Genomic DNA, 16,310 nt, shown 5'->3' with positions numbered 1-16,310 from the left:
CTCGCCGGGAGAGGTGCGCAGCCGTACCTCTCCCGGCGTGCCGCCCGAGTCGTCGAGGAAGGCGAACTCCGGGTGTCCGCTCACCACATGGACGGCGGTCTCGGACTCGCCGTAATGATCCGAGGACGCGGTCGAAGGGGTGGCGTGCGTCTGACCCATATACGGCTTCTCGGAGCCCACCGTCGCGCCGCTGACGGCGGCGAAGCGGCGCATGCCTCCGGTCCAGGCGGTGTCGCCGTCGGGCTCGTCGGCGCGGATGTGGTGCAGCCGGGCCCGCAGGGACGTCGCCGGGTGGCCGCACTGTCACCGAGATGAGGGTGGAATCCCTCGCCGGAGGTGGCGGGCGGCTCGTCCGCATCCGCAGGAGTGTGACATGACCCAGTACAGCGACCGTCACGGCCCCGAGTGCCTGCGTATCCGCGGCACCGTCGCTCCCGGCCGGGGCGAGACCCGTGCGACCTACGCCCGCTTCGGCAGGCGGCTCGCCGCGGACGCCTGCCGCGTGCGCGCCCATCACGACGTCCTCAACGACCTCCAGCACCGCCAGGAGGCGCTGAGCGGCAGCACGGCGCACGTCCTGGCCATCGACCGGGCCCTGCGCCCGGTCCTCAGTCCCCTGGGCGCGGCGCACGTCGTGCCCGGCTGGTTCACGCTCGACCGGGACATCGCCGGGCAGGCCGGCGCAGCGCTCCTCGCGCCCGCCGCCGCGACAGCGCTGGAACAGGTCACGGACCGGTTCTCCGCCGCGCCGGGCGGCCGCACGGACGCTCTCGCCGCCACCGGATGAGGCTCCGGCTCCCCGCGCCGCGGCCTGTCGACGGGCACGGCCGATGACCTCCCCCTGCCTCTCCCTGCCTCTCCCTGGCGGATTCCGTCGGGGATTCCGTGGTGGATTCCGTGGTCGGCACGGAGGCGGTCCGCGTCCGCACGGGAGAGGCTGGGACCCACAGCGATCGGGCCCGACAGGGCACCGAACCGATCGCGGTCCACGCCTTGACCACGGGAGCAACCATGACCAGCACCGACGGCAGCACGTACGAGGGATTCACGCCCGAGGAGCGGGCCGCGATGAAGGAACACGCCGAGGGGCAGAAGAAGGCGGCGCGCCGCGGCTCGCGTGCGGACAAGGCGGCGGAGGCCGAGCGGGACGTCCTCGACAAGATCGCCGCGATGCCGGACTCCGACCGGGCGATGGCCGAGCGGGTCCACGCCGTCGTCACGGCCACCGCCCCGGCCCTCGCCCCGAAGCTCTGGTACGGGATGCCCGCCTACGCGCTCGACGGCAAGGTGGTCTGCTTCTTCCAGAGCGCGGCCAAGTTCAAGTCGCGCTACGCGACGCTGGGGTTCAACGACCCGGCCCGCCTCGACGAGGGCACGATGTGGGCGACCGCTTTCGCCCTGACCGAGGTGACGGCCGAGGCGGAGGCGCGGATCGCCGCACTGGTGAAGCAGGCCGTGAGCTGACGGCGCGCCGACCGGTGAACGGGCGGGCCGACGGAGCGGATCGGCCTCCGCCGGCCCGGCCACGCCGCCCGCTTGCCGCGGCCCGGGTGGCGTCGCTACCGGACGGCCACGGGGGCGAGACCGAGGTCGGCGAGCGCGGCCGTGCCGACGGCGGCGTGGTCGCCCCCGGCGAGCAGCAGCGTGCGCGCCGACTGGTAGGGGCAGCCGGCCGCGTCGAACGCCGCGGCGGCGGCGAGTTGACGCGCCACGTCGCCGTCGAGGAGTGCCTGCGCACGGTCCACCTGGGCGGTGGCGACCGGATTGCCGGCGACCACGGTCCGGGCCTCGCCGATGCGGGCCCGGGCGTCCGGGTGCCCGGCGAGCACCGCGGTCTCCGCCCGGAGCGCCACGTACCAGTGCAGCCAGACCCAGGACACCCACTTCCAGACCTGATCCGGCTCCGGCGCGACCCGCCGCGACGCCGCGTCCGCGTCTCCCTCGTGCAGCAGCACCAGGGCGTCGAAGACCGCGCCGTAACCGTGGCGGTGTTCCGGCGCGTTGCCCGCCCGGTCGACGATCGCGCCCCAGGTGTCCCGGCCGTCGTGGTCGCCGCGCAGGCCGTGCACCATGGCGACCGCGGCGGCGGCCGGGCCGAGCGAGAACGATCGCTGACGTCCGCTCCGCTCCCACGCGTCGAGGAACCGCGCACTGCCGGTGAGCACCTGGTCGCCCCGGCCCGCGAACGCGTCCGCGACCAGCAGCCAGGACGTGGCGTGGTGCCCCACCTCGGCGAGCAGCGGGTGGTCGGCGAGCTGTCGCCCCCATCGGCGGGCTTCCGGCAGCCGGCCCACGCCGACGGCGGTTCCGGCGGCCATGGCGAGGGCGTCCATGAGTTCGTGCGCGCCGGCCGGGGTGCGCGGCGCCGCGTCCAGGACCTCGATCCGGCGCCGGGCGGCGGCCGCGGCGGCGAAGGCCTCACCGGTCCAGCTCCGGGCCCCGGACAGCGCGTCGAGGGCGGCCGACTCCGCCACCGGGTCGCCCGTGCGCCGCGCGAGGTCGACGGCGCGTTCGGCGCAGACGACCGTCTCCTCGGCGGTGTTGACCAGGTCGCCCTGGACGGCGCCGAACGCGTCCGCGAGCACCGCCGCCTCGGCCAGCGCGACAGCGGCCCGCGCGGCCGGGGCGTCGCAGGCCGGCTCTTGCGCCGCCGTGAGCAGGGCGGTCACCTCGTCCCGGGAGGGCACCTGTGCGAACGTGCTGGAGAAGCGGTAGGCGTTGGTGGCGGCGGCCGCCAGGTCGCCGCCCGCGCCGGCGGTGTCCCCGGCCCGGCGCGCCGCGTCCGCCGCGGCCCGGTGCAGCCGGAACATGTCGTCACCGAGCCTGCGGCACCCGGCCACCGCCGCCGCCTGCCGCAGTGCCGCGGCCCGGTCGGCGTCGTCGGAGAGCCCGGCCGCCTGCTCGTACCGCTGCTGGGACTCGCCCAGCAGGTTGCGGAGGAAGGCCAGCTCGGCCAGCGACAGCGCGAGACGGCGCGCGTCCGTGCGCCGCTCCGGCCGGTCGGCGGCCCAGGTGAGGGCGGCCCGGAGGTCGTCGGCCACGGCCTCGAACCGGGCGCGCCAGTCGGCGCCCGAGGCGTCCACGAGGGCCTGCGCGGCGGTCGAGCACCAGTCCAGGTGGCGGTCTCGGACCCGGACCAGCTCGTCGGCGTCGGCGAGCCGCTCCGTGCCGTACTGCCGGATGGTCTCCAGCGCGTGGAACCGGGTGCCGGTGGCCGACGAGGTCACGGCCAGGAGGCTCTGCTCGGCGAGCCTGCCGAGCCCGTCGACGACGGCGGCCGGATCCAGCGGAGCGAACCCGGCGACCTCGGCGGCCGCCTCGACGGTGAACGGCGCGACGAACACCGACACCCGCCGCAGCAGGGCCCGGCTCTGCGGCTCCAGCAGGTCATGGCTCCAGTCCAGCACCGCCCGCACCGACCGGTGCCGGTCGTCGGCGCGGGGTCCGCCGGTGAGGATCCGCAGCTGGTCGGAGAGGCCTGCCGTGAGGCCGTCGAGTCCGAGGGTGGACCAGCGCGCCGCCGCCAGCTCGATCGCCAGCGCCATGCCGCCGAGCCGTTCGCAGATGGCGACGACCTCCTCGTTCGCCGCCGGGCCGGGCGGCTGACCGACCGCCGCCGCCCGGTCCATGAACAGGGCCACCGCTTCCGACTCGTCACCGCCGGCCCGTGACAGCGGCGGCACCTGGAAGACCCGCTCGAAGGGCACCATCAGCCTGGCCCGGCTGGTCACGAGCACCCTCAACCCCGGGCCGGCCGCCAGCAGCCGCTCCAGGAACGGCGCCACCGCCTCACCCACCCGCTCGCAGTTGTCCAGCACCAGCAGCGTCCGGCGATCCGCCAGCGCGGCCACCACCGCGTCGTCGATGCCGCGCCCCGGTTGCTCGCCCACTCCCATGGCCGCCGCGACGGCCGCGCCCACCCGGCCCGGCTCGGTGACCGGGACCAGGTCGACGAAGCACACCCCGTCGGCGAAGTCACCGGCCACGTCCGCCGCCACCGCCAGCGCGAGGCGGGTCTTGCCCACTCCGCCCGGGCCGACCACGCTCACCAGCGGGTGCGCCTTCACGGCCTCGGCCAGCTGCCCGCGCTCCGCCACCCGCCCGACGAACGCCGTCAGCGGGGCCGGCAGGGCGGCCGCCGGGAGCGACGGCTCGGTGCGCGCGAGTTCGGCCGCGTGCCGGGCGAGTGCCCGCCGGTCCGGCAGTCGGAGCTTGCGCAGCAGCGAGGAGACGTGCGACTCGACCGTGCGTACGGAGATGACCAAACGCGCGGCGAGCTCCGCGTTGCTGAGGTGTTCCCCCAGCAGTGCGAGCACCTGGGCTTCCCGGGCGGATATCTCTGGACTGATCACCGCCTCATTATCCGTTCGTCCGTGGCGGTTTCCGTGGTCGGCACGGAGGCGGCCCGCACCCGTCCCGGGAGAGTCTGTGACCACGGCGATCGGCCCGGCGGGTTTCCCGGGGCGGTCGCGACCCACGACCGGACTCCCGCCGTTCGTGGCCCCGAGGACTCCTGGAGGACCGATGACCGCCGCACCCCGCTCCCGGGCCCAGCGTCGTCACGACACCGAACACCGGCTCACCCACGACGTGGACGTGTGGGTCGCCAGTGCGTCGGCGGACGGCACGCCCTACCTGGTACCGCTGTCCTTCGACTGGGACGGCGAGGCCCTGTGGGCGGCCACCCCGACGAACAGCCCCACCGGCAGAAACCTGGCCGCCACCCGCACCGCCCGGCTGGCGCTCGGCGGCACGCGCGACGTGACCATGATCGACGGCGAGGTCGGCGTCCTCGAACTCGACGCGCTGCCACGGGAACGCGGCGACCGTTTCGCCGACCGCACGGGCTTCGATCCCCGCGCGTCGGCCACGTCGTACCGCTGGTTCCGGATCGTCCCGCGCCGCGTCCAGGCCTGGCGCGAGGAGAACGAACTGTCCGACCGCGAACTGATGCGCGACGGCCGGTGGCTGAGCTGACTGCGCGGGCCGTGGCTGATCCGACCGGAAGGGGCGGTGGCCGGCGGGACACTGACGCCGGGCACCTTGCGCGACCGGAGTCGGTCCCGCCCCCGGTCCACCGCGATCGGCCCCTCCTCTGTCAGAGGTCCCACTCGTCGGCCAGCAGGCCCACGAGCCGCTGTTGGCGCTTCTGCAGGGCCTGCGGAGTCCAGCTCTCGCGATGCAGCACCTGGCTGGTGAGGGCGAAGGTGGAGACACCGTGCCTGCCGGTGAAGTACTTGGCCTTCTTCTCCTCGAAGTCGTAGTTCTGCGCGGAGGAGTTCTTCGTCCGGTTGAGCAGGACCAGATTGGCCAGGCGGTGCGTCCATTGCCCGCGCTGCTCGTCGGTGAAGTGCGTGAGCCAGTCGGATCCTGCCCTCGGGGTCTGCGGCAGCACGTGCTCGACGGTGATCAGCGGGTGGTCATAGGTGACACCGGGCTTGGCGGCCAGCGTCTCGTCCAGGCGCAGCAGGACGTACTTCCGGGTCCTCGTGACCTGATAGACGTCGCCGTCCAGACGGGCGAGCGTCTCCTCCTTCTCCGCCTCGGTCAGCGCGAGGGACGGTGCGTTCAGCCCCTGTCCGGCGTCGAGTTCGCGCAGCACGTCCGCGTAGCGCGTCACGCGAGGCGTGGTGTAGACGCGGCGGACGAACATGCTGGCCGCCAGACGTTCCAGGGCACGGAAGAAGTCGTCGAGGAGGACAGGGTCGTCGCCGTGGTTGCGCAGCGCCCACAGGGCCGCCGGCTGCCAGTCGTTGTTGTCGATCTGCTTCAGCCTCTTGAACCAGGCGTTGACCTGCTCCGCTCCGGCCGGCGCCGTGTAGCGGGCGTCCCTGATCTGCACGTAGGCGTCCGCGTAGGGGACTACGACGTCGTCGACGAACAGCTCGGCCTTGCCCGGCAGATACCGGCTCAGGACCTGTTCGGGGAATTCCTTGAGCAGCTCCCGCTCCGCTCGCCTCATCGCGAAGACCATGCGCAGGTGCAGGAAGAGATCGGCGAAGCCTTCGCGGCCGAGGGCCTCTTCGGCGTTCTCCCACTTGCGGGCGCACTCCTCCTCGGCGGCCTTGTCGCCGAGCGCGCCGATGATGTGCGACTTGAAGATGTCGGTGGGCGCCAGGTCCAGTCCGCGGGAGTTCATCACGCTGAAGATGCGGTGCGCGCTCTCGAGGTCGGGGGTGGAGACCACGACGAGGAAGGTCCGCTCGCCCAGCATCTGGACGAGGTCCAGCCGTCGTTCCTCGGACCACCCGCCGAGGATCGCGTGCAGAGCCGTGGCGTTGCGCAGCACCGCCTTGCGGGCGTCCGTCGGCAGCGTCGCCTCGTTCAGCTCTCGCAGCGCTTCGGTACCGCCGCTCGTCTGCACGTACTGCTGGAAGAAGCCGGCGTCGCGCTGCCGCAGGGTCAGCCTGGGCCGCGGAGCCAGGCGGCGCACCTTGTTTCCCGGCTCGGTGATGAGTCTGTTCAGGTCGCTGCGCAGGTCCGCGTCGTCGGTCAGATCGCGCAGCAGAGCCAGCAGAATGGTCAGCGTGGTCAGCCGCTGCTGTCCGTCGATGACATCGGCGTGAGTGTGCCCCTTGGACTTGACGAGCACGATCGAGCCGAGAAAGTACGGCTCGTCCGTTCCCCGCTCCAGCGACTCCTGCAGGTCGATGAGGAGTTGGGTGGCCTGCTCCGTCTCCCACGCGTAGGGGCGTTGATAGTCGGGGATCCGAAAGTCGAAGTCGCTGCTGAACACCTTGTGCAGGGACACTTCCTGCGCCTCGAGCTGCTGCATTGCGCCATCATCGTCAAGTCGAAGCCCCGGTGTCCTCAAAAGGCCGGTACGGCCCCTCGCAGGGACGACTCGTGCCGCGTCGGCCCGAGACCGGGCGTCGCAGCCCGGCCGGCTTCCACCGTCCCGCCACCGGATGTTCCTCACTCCCGCCGCCGGTAAGAGTGAGGTCCTGATATTGGGTATGTATCAGGTTATGGGAGCTCACCTCATCACTGGTGCGGGTTCGGGTATCGGCGCGGCGGTGGCGGCGCTGTTCACGGCGCGAGGACAGGAGTTGTGGCTGCTGGCACGGGACGAGGCGCGGGCGAGAGAGCTGCGCGCCCGGTTCCCCCGCAGCCGGACCCTGGTGGCCGACCTGGCCGAACCCGGAGCATTACGGGCCCGGTTGGAAGGGCAGGCGCTGCCCGGTCGGCTGGACTCGCTGCTGCACGTGGCCGGGGTGGCGGAGTCGGGCCGGGTGGGCGAGTTGAGCGCGGAGATCTGGCAGGAGACGCTCGCCGTGAATCTGGTCGCCCCGGCTGAGCTGACGGGGTTGCTGCTGCCCGCGCTGCGTGAGGGCCGTGGCCACGTGGTCTTCGTCAACTCGGGCGCGGGGATGCACGCGCCACCCCGGCTGAGCGCCTACGCGGCGTCCAAGTTCGGGCTGAAGGCGCTCGCCGAGTCCTTGCGGGCGGAGGAGTACGCGCACGGCGTACGGGTCACCACCGTGTATCCCGGCGAGACGGACACGCCGATGCAGGTCCGGTTGCACGAGCAGTTCGGTCTCCCTTACGCGCCGGAGGCCCACATGAGCCCGGCGTCCGTGGCGGCCGCCGTCGTCACGGCGCTGGATCTGCCACGGGACGCGACGATGAGCGATCTGACGCTGCGCCCGGGTCGTTGACTCCGGCCTGCGCGCGGCCGGCCGGGGCGTGGCTGTCTGCGGGGCGGCTCTCCCCGGAGCAGTTGTCCGTGGAGTGAGGGATGCCGGGGTGGTGGTTCCGGGCTTGGGCCTCCCCCGGTCCGTCGTCTTCGGGCGCGCCGGTGCGCCAGTGGCCCATCAGGTCGGCGTAGAGCGGGACTTGGGCCAGCAGGGACCGGTGCGTGCCGAGGCGCGGCCGGACTCCGTCCAGGAGCAGCACCTGGTCCGCGCGGCGGGCCGAGGTCATGCGGTGGGCGATGGTGACCACGGTGCCGGGGCGATGGCGGAACGCCTCGTCCACCTGCCGTTCGGCGGCCGCGTCGAGGTGCCCGGTGGCCTCGTCGAGGACGACCAGCCGGGCGGTGGAGAGGTAGGCCCTGGCCAGCGCCACGAGTTCACGTTCACCGGAGGAGAGTCCCGCCGGATCGACGCGGCCGTCGGGTCCGCCCAGCCGCTCCACCAGGGCGCTCATCCCCAGTTCCGCCACCGCCTCGGCGAGGACGCCGTCGGGGGTGCCGGGAGCGAGGTAGCAGAGGTTCTCGCGCAGGGTGCCCGCGAAGACGTAGGGGGTCTGCGGCAGCAGGACCCGGGCGTGTGCCAGGTCGTGCCGGGCGATCCGGTCGAGGGGGACGCCGCCGAGGAGGATCTGCCCGCGGCGCGGCACCAGCATGCCGGTCAGCAGGTCCGCCAGTGTGGACTTGCCGATGCCGGAGGGGCCGACGACGACGAGGTGGTCGCCGTCGGAAAGGGTCAGGTCGAGTCCGTCCAGCACGGGTTCGGCCTCCGGGCCGTAGGCGAAGACGATCCCGGACAGGGCAGCCGAGCCGTCCGCGGGCCGCAGGGCGGGCCGGGGGTCCGGGCGGGGCTCCGGACGGCGCGCCGCGTCGGCGAGACGCTCGGCCGCCACGGCCAGGCGCAGCCAGGAGGCGCCGAGCCCCTGGACCAGCAGCCGGATCGCCGGTTCGAGGGTGGCCAGGACGTAGGCGAGCACGCCCACGATCTCGCCGGCGGTCATGCCGTGGGAGAGCAGGCGCGGCGCGGCGAGGACGACGAGCAGGAGGGGGCTGTGCGCGCCCAGGGCCACGATCAGGCGGCGCAGCGCGGACACGGAGGCGAGCGCCCTCGACGCGCGCAAGTGCCGGTGCACCGCGTCGAGGGCCTCACCCCGCGCGTGCTCATGGGCCCCGCAGGCGACGATGTCCCGCAGTGCCTCGACGGTCCCGACCGCGACGCCGGCCAGCGTCTCCTCGGCCTCGAACGCCGCACGTTGTCTGCGGACGGTCGCGGGCGCCAGGACGGCGAAGAGTGCGAGGGCCACCAGGAGCGGGCCGGCGACCAGGGGGACGGCGGCCGGGGCGAGGACGGCGGTGCCGATGACGACGGCGGCGACCGTCAGGACGAACTGCCACAGCAGCATGAGCTGGCCGGCGAGCGCGTCCCGGACGGCCTCGACCTGCCGGGTGAGCCGGGCCACGGCGACCGCGGCGCAGTCGTCGCGGCCGGCGCCCGGTGTGACCGCGCGGTGCAGGGTGCCCGTGACGACGTCGCGGAGCAGCCGGTCACGCAGCGGCTCGACGATCTCGGCGAGCCAGGGGTAGGCCTGCCGGCTCGCCCAGGCGCCGCCGAGGGTGCAGAGGGCGAACAGGCCCAGTCCGAGCGCCGCCGTGCGGGGCCGGTCCAGCAGGAAGCCCTGGTCGACGGCGAGGGCGAGGGCCTTGCCGGAGATTAAGGCGGGCGCGGCGGAGAGCAGCGTCCACCAGGTCAGCCGGAGGGCGGCGGCGCGGTGGTCCGCGAGGCCGCGGCGGATCAGGCGCAGGGCGGTGCCGTTGGCCGCGCCGAGGGAGCGGGCGGCCGGGTGCGGGGTGGGGCGGGGCGCACGGGCGGTGTGCTCCGCCGCGGGGTGTCCCATGGGTGTCGTCCTTTCGTCTTCAGCCCTCCGCGTCCTCGGCGCCGCGGAACATGCTGCGGTAGGCGGGTACGCGCCACAGTTCGTGGTGCGGGGCGAGGGCCCTGACCCGCCCCTCGTGCAGCCAGGCCACGAGGTCGGCTCGGGCGGCCGTGGCCGTCCGGCGCGTCACGACCAGCCGGGTGCGGTCGGCGTGGGTCTCGTCCATGGCGCGCAGGACCGCGGCCTCGGTGGCGGAGTCCAGGCTGGACGTCGCGTCGTCGAGGACGAGGAGCCGGGCGTCGCGGGCCAGGGCGCGTGCGAGTCCCAGGCGCTGGCGCTGTCCTCCGGAGAGGGGCGCGTCACCGACGGGGGTGAGATAGCCGGCGGGCAGTCGGCGGACGAAGACGTCGGCCTGTGCGGCTCGCGCGGCCGCGCGGACCCTGGCCTCCGGAACGGGATCCGCCGCGACGCGCAGCGCGTCGAGGACCGTGGCGCCGGTCAACTGCGGGTCGCTGAAGGCGTAGGCGACGGCGGCGCGCAGGTCGGCGGGGCGGATCTCGTCCATGGGCACGCCGTCGAGCAGCACGGTGCCGCGTTCCGGGGACAGGAGCCCGCCGGCCACCGCGGCCAGCAGGGAGGTGCCCGCGCCGGAGCGGCCCACGAGGGCGACGCAGCGCCCGGCGGGGAGGGTGAGGTCCAGCCCGTCGAGTACGGTGCCGCCCGGCCTGCGTACGGTGACCGCGTGCAGTTCGACGTGGCCGGGGCCCGGTGGCAGGCCGCGCAGGCCCGGCGGTTGCCGGGGCACGGCGAGGACCTCGAGGACCCGCAGGCGTCCGGCTCGGGCCCGCGCGTGGTCCAGCAGGCTCTGCGCGGTGCCGAACCCGCCGAGTCCCAGCGTGGCGTAGCCGAGCGCGGCGACCAGGCCGCCGGCGCCCAGTGCCCCGGTGGACAGTTCGTACCCGGCGACGGCGATCACGGTGATCTGCGTCGCGGGCGCGAGCAGTCCGGTGGACCAGGCGACTCGGCGCTGGCTGTCCCACAGGGCGCGGCCGTGCCGGGAGAGTTCGGGTACCGGTGCCAGGACGCGCTCGATCTCGCGCTCGACCGTTCCGGCGGCCGCGATGGTGCGGTGCCCGGCCAGGGCGTCCAGCAGCCGGGCGGCCACGGCGGCCTGTGCGCCCTGGTAGCCCGCGCCCCGCTGCACCGTCCGCCGCAGATGGCGGCGCAGCAGCAGCCAGCCCAGGGGGGCCGTGATCCCGAAGGCGGCGGCCAGTTCCGGGGCGAGCAGCCCGAGGGCGAGCACGGAGCCGGCCGCCATGGCGAGTTGGGCGACGGCGTACACGGCCGCCTGGACGCTCAGTCCGGCCTCGGCGGCGCTCGCGGTGAGCCTGGCGACCAGGTCTCCGGTGGCCGTCCGCCGGGCGGGATACGGGCCGACCGCCATGATGTGCCGTATCAGGGCGGCGCGCAGCCGTGCCGTCGCCTCGGCGGTGGCGCGCGGGCCCGCGTACTGCGCGAGGGTCTCGGCCGCCGTGAGCAGGCCGAGGACCGCGGCGAGCGGCGTGACGCCCGCGGCCGCGTCGCCGGTCAGCGCACGGTCGACGCCCGTGGCGAGGACGGCGGGCAGCATCAGCGCGGCGACCGAACTCGCCGCCACCGACAGGGCGAGGACGGTGGGCCACCACCACCGGGCCGAGGCCCTCGGCAGGCCGTTGCGCGGCGATCGGGCCTCGTGTGCGAGGGTGGGTGCGGCCGTACGATCGGGAGCCCCGCTCCGCTGTGGCTGCTGTCGGTGGTCCTGTCCCATACGGGGGCTCCTGCGGGAGATGGACGGGCGGTCTGCGGGGCGGCACGAGAACGCCGGCCCGGGCTGTCCCTCAGCCCGGGCCGGCTCTGTTCACCAGGTCATCCGAGGGTGGGGCGGTCGGACGGCCCGGGCGGTGCGACTACAGGCACAGCAGCGTGCTGACGGTGCTGTTGGTGCAGTTGACGGCGCTGAGGGAGCTGAGCACCGACAGGTACTCGGTGGTCTCCTCGGGGGTCTCCAGGGCCTGCAGGCTGAGGATGGACATGGTGTTCTCCTGTCACTTCGGTTGGGGCTTTCCGGCGATCGCCGGAAACTCTGGGCTGCGACCGCGGGTCGCAGGGGCGCTGCTTCCGCCGGAGGGCGGTCGGGACGCCTTGGGGAGGGGCAGGGACGCGGGATCCGCGGTCCCTCGGCCGTTCCAGAAGGGCAGCGCCGGGGTGTCGGCGAGGGCCGCGCCGAGCGCGAGGAGGACGCCTGCCGAACCGGTGGCGAGGTCCATCGACAGGCGCAGCAACTGCTCGCCGGGGAAGGCCGCGTGCCCCTGGTAGGGGACGAGATGCCAGACCAGGCGCCGGATGTGGCGTCGGATGACCTGATCGTGGAGCGTGGTGCCGTCCTGGAGCAGGTGCAGCAGCAGGATCAAGCCCGCCCGCCCGTTGAACAGGCCGGACTGGACGATGAACTCGGGCTCGGCGGCGCCGCGCATCTGCTCGAGGCTGCGTCGGCGCTGGGGGTCGGGGCGATGCCGTAGCAGGGCGTGGAGGGGCGCCGCGATGCCGGCGCTGCCCGATTCGAGGTACGGCAGGACCCGGCTGCCGTCGTCGACCTGGAGGGTGCCGTCGTCGCCCAGGACGCATCGGGCCAGGTCGAGGTCGAGGGCGTGTTCCGCGAGGTCCAGAAGCCCGGCGTCACCGGTCCTGTCGTGGAGGCTCAGGAAGAACAGTGCCGCTCCTGAGGCGCCGTGCAGCAGCCCCGGGCGCCGTGCGGATGCGGCGCCGGCGGTGCCGGAGTCCGGTGTCAGGCGAGCGGCGAGCCGTTCGGCGACATCGAGGGCGACGGCGTGCAGGGAGGCGTCGGCGGTGGTGCCGGCGAAGTGCAGCAGCGTCAGACCGATGCCGGGCAGACCACCGGCGAGATCGCTCCCCTGGGCGTCGAGCGGGTCCTTGAGGAGCCGGTCGAGGAGGTTGTGGGCCTGCCGGCTGTGACCGAGACGGTCCAGGGCGAAGGCCACTCCGTGCGCGCCGGTGTAGAGGCCGGGACGGCAGGGTTCGCGTGCGACGGCCTCCACGAGCCATTCGACGTGGCCGGGGTCGACGGGCGCGCCCACGGTGTGCAGGGCCCAGAGCACGCCCGCCGCGCCGTAGGCGAGGCCGAGTCCGTCGTGGGTGAACTGGCTGGGGTCACCCGGGAAGAGGCGGTCGGCGCGCTCGGGAGTGGCGCTGGCGTTGATCGCCGCGACCAGCGAGTCCCGCAGCGCGGGCCAGTCCGCACGCTCACCGCTGAACAGGGCGGCCGGTGCGGCGCGTTCGGATGCGCCGGACGGTGGGACGAGGGAGGCGGCGGACGGTGGTGCGGGGGGTGGCGCCAGGGGTGAGGTGGGGGGCGGGGCGGACGGTGGTGCCGAGGGCGGGTCGCCCGCCGCCCGGGTGGGCAGTCCGAACCGTCTCGCGGCGGCGTCCGTCAGTTCGTCCCGTTTCCGCGGGTCCAGCGAGGTCAGCTGGAGGAGCGGCATGAAGATCCACAACCGGAGGGCGTCGAGCGCGTACCTGTCGATCGCGTAGCCCTCGAGGTCGGCAGGGGCGGCGAAGCCGGCGGCGCCCAGCGCGGGTCTGACGAACTCGTCGGCGGGCGAGGCGAGTTCGAAGTCCACGAAGCACACCCGTCCGTCCGGGCGGACGATCAGGTTGCGCGGATGGAGGTCTCCGAAGACGACACCGCGGGCGTGGATGGCGCGCAGCCCCTCCTCGATGCCGGTGAGGACGGTCAGCGCCTCCTCCCGGTAGCGGTCGATCGTCTCCCGGTCGGGATCGGGATGCACCAGGGGGTAGCGCCGTCCGAACCATCTGTTGAGGGGTTCGCCGGGCACGTACTCCTGCACCAGGAAATGGTGTTCCCAGGCCGTCAGGTAGTCCAGCGCGGCCGGCACGACGGGTACGCCTGCGAGGCGCCGCAGGATGTCGTGCTCTCTGCCGAGCCGCAGTACGGCGTCGTCGCCGCGCTGGTCGAGTCCGGCGTCCGGCCGGGCCTCCTTGAGGACCACCTGGTCGCCGCCGGCGGCGGGGCGCGCGAGGTAGATGCCACCGCCGTTGGAGAAGTGCAGGGCCCGTTCCACCGTGTACGGGAAGTCGGCCGTGCTCGTCGCGGCCCGGTCGGTCAGCGCCTGGGCCAGGACGGCCGGCACGGGAGCCCAGTCGGGCACCTCGAACACGGCGCGTCGCACGTCCGGGCGGAGTCTGCCCGAGGGTTCGCGCAGGGCCAGGACGAGCTCACCGGTCTCGGATCTGCAGAACTGCTCGGTGAAGCCGCCGTAGCGCAGGTACAGCGGGCCGTTGCGCCAGCGCAGGTCGCTGAGGATGTACGGTCCGCGCAAGCCGGCGAGGGCGGCGTCGAGGTCGGTGAGACACCGCTCCAGCTCGGGTTCGTCGACCGGGTACAGCGTCATGAACTTGCCGCTGGATCCGCGCGAGGCGTACTTCGCGTTCTGGGTCTGCACGAGGGCCGGGCTGCGCAGGAACTTGTAGGCCACGCGCTGTTCGACGCAGTACGAGCCGACGATGGAGAGAATGCGCTCCGCGTTGTCCAGGCACGCGGACACATGGATCTTCCAGCCCTGGTCGGGCAGTTCGACGTCGGCGGGCCGACGGCCCACCCACACCTCTCTCGCGGAGGCCAGCCAGCCGGCGGGTAAGGGTTCGCCGACCGCCGCGAACTCCTCCATGGATGCCCAGCGGACCGGCGAGTCGTAGAACACTTTGTCGGCGTACGAAAACGCCTCGTAGCGCATATCCATAACGCTCCCCCCATCACAGTGACAAGCCATTCCCGGACGGATGCAGTACGCACGGTGCTCCCCGTCAACTCCCTTGCGGAGTGATAGGTTGAACGTTTTTCGTCCTGCGATGTGAAGGTAGGGCACGCCGGTCTTCGGTTGACAGAGCGCATTCAACGCGCACATCGGGGCGCGCGAAGCCCGGGCATCCCGGCGTTCTGCATTTCATTGCACCGCGCATATGCGTTCGGCCTGCGACCTGGTCGGATCCCGACCGAACCGAACACGCATGCCATCACCATTGGCCGATACACCGAGCCCCGTACGCCGACTCGTCCGTCGCGTTCGAAAGAGAACCGCGCCCTTCGCCGGGGGAACGCGACGAAGGGGAAGGCCGGGCTCCCCGGGTGGTGTCCGGGCGTACCGAACGGGCGTACCGCCCGGAAACGGAGGCGATCCCGGAGGAATCGCATCCGCTCCCCCGGTCGCGAGCGAAGTGGAGAGAGCGGTGGGCAGCCGCATGCCGGCACGGGCGCTCCGTGCGGGTGGGCACCCGGTGATGGAGGGAACCAACGTGACCGCAACCGAACGATCATCGGACGTCGTGGTGATCGGAGCAGGCGTCGCCGGTCTCGCCTGCGCCCAGGACCTGCTGGCCGCCGGCGTCGGCGTGCGGATCCTGGAAGCCTCCGACGGGGTCGGTGGCCGGATGCGCTCCGACCGCGTGCACGGGTTCGTGATCGACCGCGGCTTCCAGGTATTCAACCCGTCCTACCCCCAGCTGCGGCGCCGCCTGACAAGGGACGAGCTGGACCTCCGTCCCTTCGACCAGGGCGTCATCGTCCACACCGACACGGGCAGGCGCCGCCTGACCGACCCCCGCACCCACCCGTCCACGCTCGTCGAGCGTCTGTCGGGGCGCCTGGCGGGGCCGCGCGACCTCGCGGCGCTGGGCGCCCTGTCGGCCTCGGACGCGGTGATGCCGCCGCGCCGGCTGAAGCGACGGCCGGACCGCAGCACACGCGAGGCGCTCGCAGGCGCGGGCTTCACCGACGCGTTCGTCGAGCGCTTCTTCCTGCCCTTCCTGTCCGGGGTGTTCCTGGAAGACCGGCTGGAGACCTCCGCCCGGGTCTTCCATCTCGTGTGGCGCAGCATGCTGCGCGGCACCCTGAGCCTGCCCGCCGCGGGCATCGGCGCCGTACCGCGCGCGTTGGCGGCGTCCCTCCCGACGGGCACCGTGCGGCTGGAGACCCCGGTCGCACGCCTGACGGACGACGGCGTGGAGACCGCCGCCCGCGAACTCCTCCCGGCGCGTGCCGTGGTGGTGGCCACGGGCCCCGGACCGGCCGGAACCCTGCTGCCCGAGGTCACCGTGCCCGCGTACCGCGTGGTGACGACGTACTACCACACCATGTCGGCCCCGCCGCTGAACGAGCCCACGCTTGTGGTGGACACCCGGCGCCGCTTCCTCAACACGTGCGTGCTGAGCGAGGTGGCCGCCTCCTACGCGCCCAGCGGCAGGGCACTCGTGGCCACCTCGGTGCTCGGCACGGACACCGAAGGCCGGGAACGCGCGCTGCGCCCGGCGCTGAGCGAGGTCTACGGCACCGACGCCGACCGCTGGGACCTGCTGACCGTCCGCACCGTGCCGGACGCCCTGCCCGCGATGGCGCCCCCTCAGCACCTCAGCCGCACGACGCGGGTGGCCCCGGGCCGATATGTGTGCGGCGACCACCGGGCCACGGGCTCGGTCCAGGGGGCGATGGCCTCGGGCGCGCGCGCCGCCCGCGAGGTGCTGCGCGACCTCGGCAGGTAGCACCCGCCGAGGACCGGGGGCGAGGGGTGAGGAGCGAAGGGCGAGGGCGCGGAGACGGGTGCGACGGGGAGCGGGCCGAGCAGCTCGGAGGCTCGGCGGTCAGGCCGGGCCCGCCGTCAGGTCCGTAACACCGG

The 16,310-nt window shown here is 73.7% G+C and carries 10 protein-coding genes and 2 pseudogenes; 5 read left to right on the top strand and 7 right to left on the bottom strand.

All coding sequences use genetic code 11. The features are described 5' to 3' along the window. Positions 1-350: pseudogene (locus J2X68_RS04420) on the bottom strand (cupin); the annotation flags it as partial. A gap of 200 nt (positions 351-550) precedes the next feature. Here J2X68_RS04420 and J2X68_RS04410 point away from each other — a divergent pair. After that, positions 551-787, top strand: a pseudogene (locus tag J2X68_RS04410) (FMN reductase (NADPH)); the annotation flags it as partial. A 224-nt stretch (positions 788-1,011) separates the two neighbouring features. Continuing rightward, the gene (locus tag J2X68_RS04405; RefSeq protein WP_310431089.1) at positions 1,012-1,464 is read left to right on the top strand and encodes a DUF1801 domain-containing protein; all 453 of its coding nucleotides are present in this window, start codon (positions 1,012-1,014) and stop codon (positions 1,462-1,464) included. Between the two features lie 95 nt (positions 1,465-1,559). Here J2X68_RS04405 and J2X68_RS04400 read toward each other — a convergent pair whose 3' ends face one another. After that, the gene (locus J2X68_RS04400) at positions 1,560-4,352 is read right to left on the bottom strand and encodes a LuxR C-terminal-related transcriptional regulator (RefSeq protein ID WP_310431088.1); all 2,793 of its coding nucleotides are present in this window, start codon (positions 4,350-4,352) and stop codon (positions 1,560-1,562) included. A 172-nt stretch (positions 4,353-4,524) separates the two neighbouring features. On the opposite strand from J2X68_RS04400, the gene J2X68_RS04395 reads away from it, so the two are divergent. Next, positions 4,525-4,977, top strand: a complete 453-nt coding sequence (locus J2X68_RS04395) for a pyridoxamine 5'-phosphate oxidase family protein (RefSeq protein ID WP_310431087.1) — start codon at positions 4,525-4,527, stop codon at positions 4,975-4,977. Between the two features lie 121 nt (positions 4,978-5,098). On the opposite strand, the gene J2X68_RS04390 is transcribed toward J2X68_RS04395, so the two are convergent. Continuing rightward, complete coding sequence (locus tag J2X68_RS04390) at positions 5,099-6,775, bottom strand: DUF262 domain-containing protein (protein WP_310431086.1); 1,677 nt, start codon at positions 6,773-6,775, stop codon at positions 5,099-5,101. A 193-nt stretch (positions 6,776-6,968) separates the two neighbouring features. Between J2X68_RS04390 and J2X68_RS04385 the strand changes: the two genes are divergently transcribed. Continuing rightward, on the top strand, positions 6,969-7,658 hold the full coding sequence (locus tag J2X68_RS04385) for an SDR family oxidoreductase (RefSeq protein WP_310431085.1): 690 nt from the start codon (positions 6,969-6,971) through the stop codon (positions 7,656-7,658). Here J2X68_RS04385 and J2X68_RS04380 read toward each other — a convergent pair. The 4 genes from J2X68_RS04380 to lanKC form a co-directional block, all read right to left on the bottom strand. Next, positions 7,594-9,585: an ABC transporter ATP-binding protein gene (locus tag J2X68_RS04380; protein ID WP_310431084.1), complete on the bottom strand. Its 1,992-nt coding sequence runs from the start codon at positions 9,583-9,585 to the stop codon at positions 7,594-7,596. The genes J2X68_RS04385 and J2X68_RS04380 overlap by 65 nt on opposite strands. 19 nt (positions 9,586-9,604) lie before the next feature. Further along, on the bottom strand, positions 9,605-11,371 hold the full coding sequence (locus J2X68_RS04375; protein WP_310431083.1) for an ABC transporter ATP-binding protein: 1,767 nt from the start codon (positions 11,369-11,371) through the stop codon (positions 9,605-9,607). A gap of 139 nt (positions 11,372-11,510) precedes the next feature. Beyond that, positions 11,511-11,636 carry a SapB/AmfS family lanthipeptide gene (locus tag J2X68_RS04370; protein ID WP_020127262.1) on the bottom strand — a complete coding sequence of 42 codons (126 nt, stop codon included), beginning with the start codon at positions 11,634-11,636 and terminating at the stop codon, positions 11,511-11,513. A 12-nt stretch (positions 11,637-11,648) separates the two neighbouring features. Further along, entirely contained in the window at positions 11,649-14,381 is a 2,733-nt protein-coding gene (gene lanKC, locus J2X68_RS04365) for a class III lanthionine synthetase LanKC (RefSeq protein ID WP_310431082.1), read from the bottom strand. 538 nt (positions 14,382-14,919) lie between these two features. Between lanKC and J2X68_RS04360 the strand changes: the two genes are divergently transcribed. Next, entirely contained in the window at positions 14,920-16,176 is a 1,257-nt protein-coding gene (locus J2X68_RS04360; RefSeq protein ID WP_310431081.1) for an NAD(P)/FAD-dependent oxidoreductase, read from the top strand. Positions 16,177-16,310 lie beyond the last annotated feature (134 nt).

This window comes from Streptomyces sp. 3330, from assembly GCF_031456635.1.
Taxonomy (GTDB): Bacteria; Actinomycetota; Actinomycetes; order Streptomycetales; family Streptomycetaceae; genus Streptomyces.
Note: the sequence above shows the minus strand (reverse complement) of the source record. Positions and strands in the feature narration are given on the sequence as shown.

Coding starts and splice junctions, on each gene's coding strand:
- J2X68_RS04385 (WP_310431085.1), top strand. CDS start 6,969: ATGGGAGCTCACCTCATCACTGGTGCGGGTTCGGGTATCGGCGCGGCG.
- J2X68_RS04370 (WP_020127262.1), bottom strand. CDS start 11,636: ATGTCCATCCTCAGCCTGCAGGCCCTGGAGACCCCCGAGGAGACCACC.
- J2X68_RS04375 (WP_310431083.1), bottom strand. CDS start 11,371: ATGGGACAGGACCACCGACAGCAGCCACAGCGGAGCGGGGCTCCCGAT.
- lanKC (WP_310431082.1), bottom strand. CDS start 14,381: ATGGATATGCGCTACGAGGCGTTTTCGTACGCCGACAAAGTGTTCTAC.
- J2X68_RS04405 (WP_310431089.1), top strand. CDS start 1,012: ATGACCAGCACCGACGGCAGCACGTACGAGGGATTCACGCCCGAGGAG.
- J2X68_RS04380 (WP_310431084.1), bottom strand. CDS start 9,585: ATGGGACACCCCGCGGCGGAGCACACCGCCCGTGCGCCCCGCCCCACC.
- J2X68_RS04395 (WP_310431087.1), top strand. CDS start 4,525: ATGACCGCCGCACCCCGCTCCCGGGCCCAGCGTCGTCACGACACCGAA.
- J2X68_RS04390 (WP_310431086.1), bottom strand. CDS start 6,775: ATGCAGCAGCTCGAGGCGCAGGAAGTGTCCCTGCACAAGGTGTTCAGC.
- J2X68_RS04360 (WP_310431081.1), top strand. CDS start 14,920: ATGGAGGGAACCAACGTGACCGCAACCGAACGATCATCGGACGTCGTG.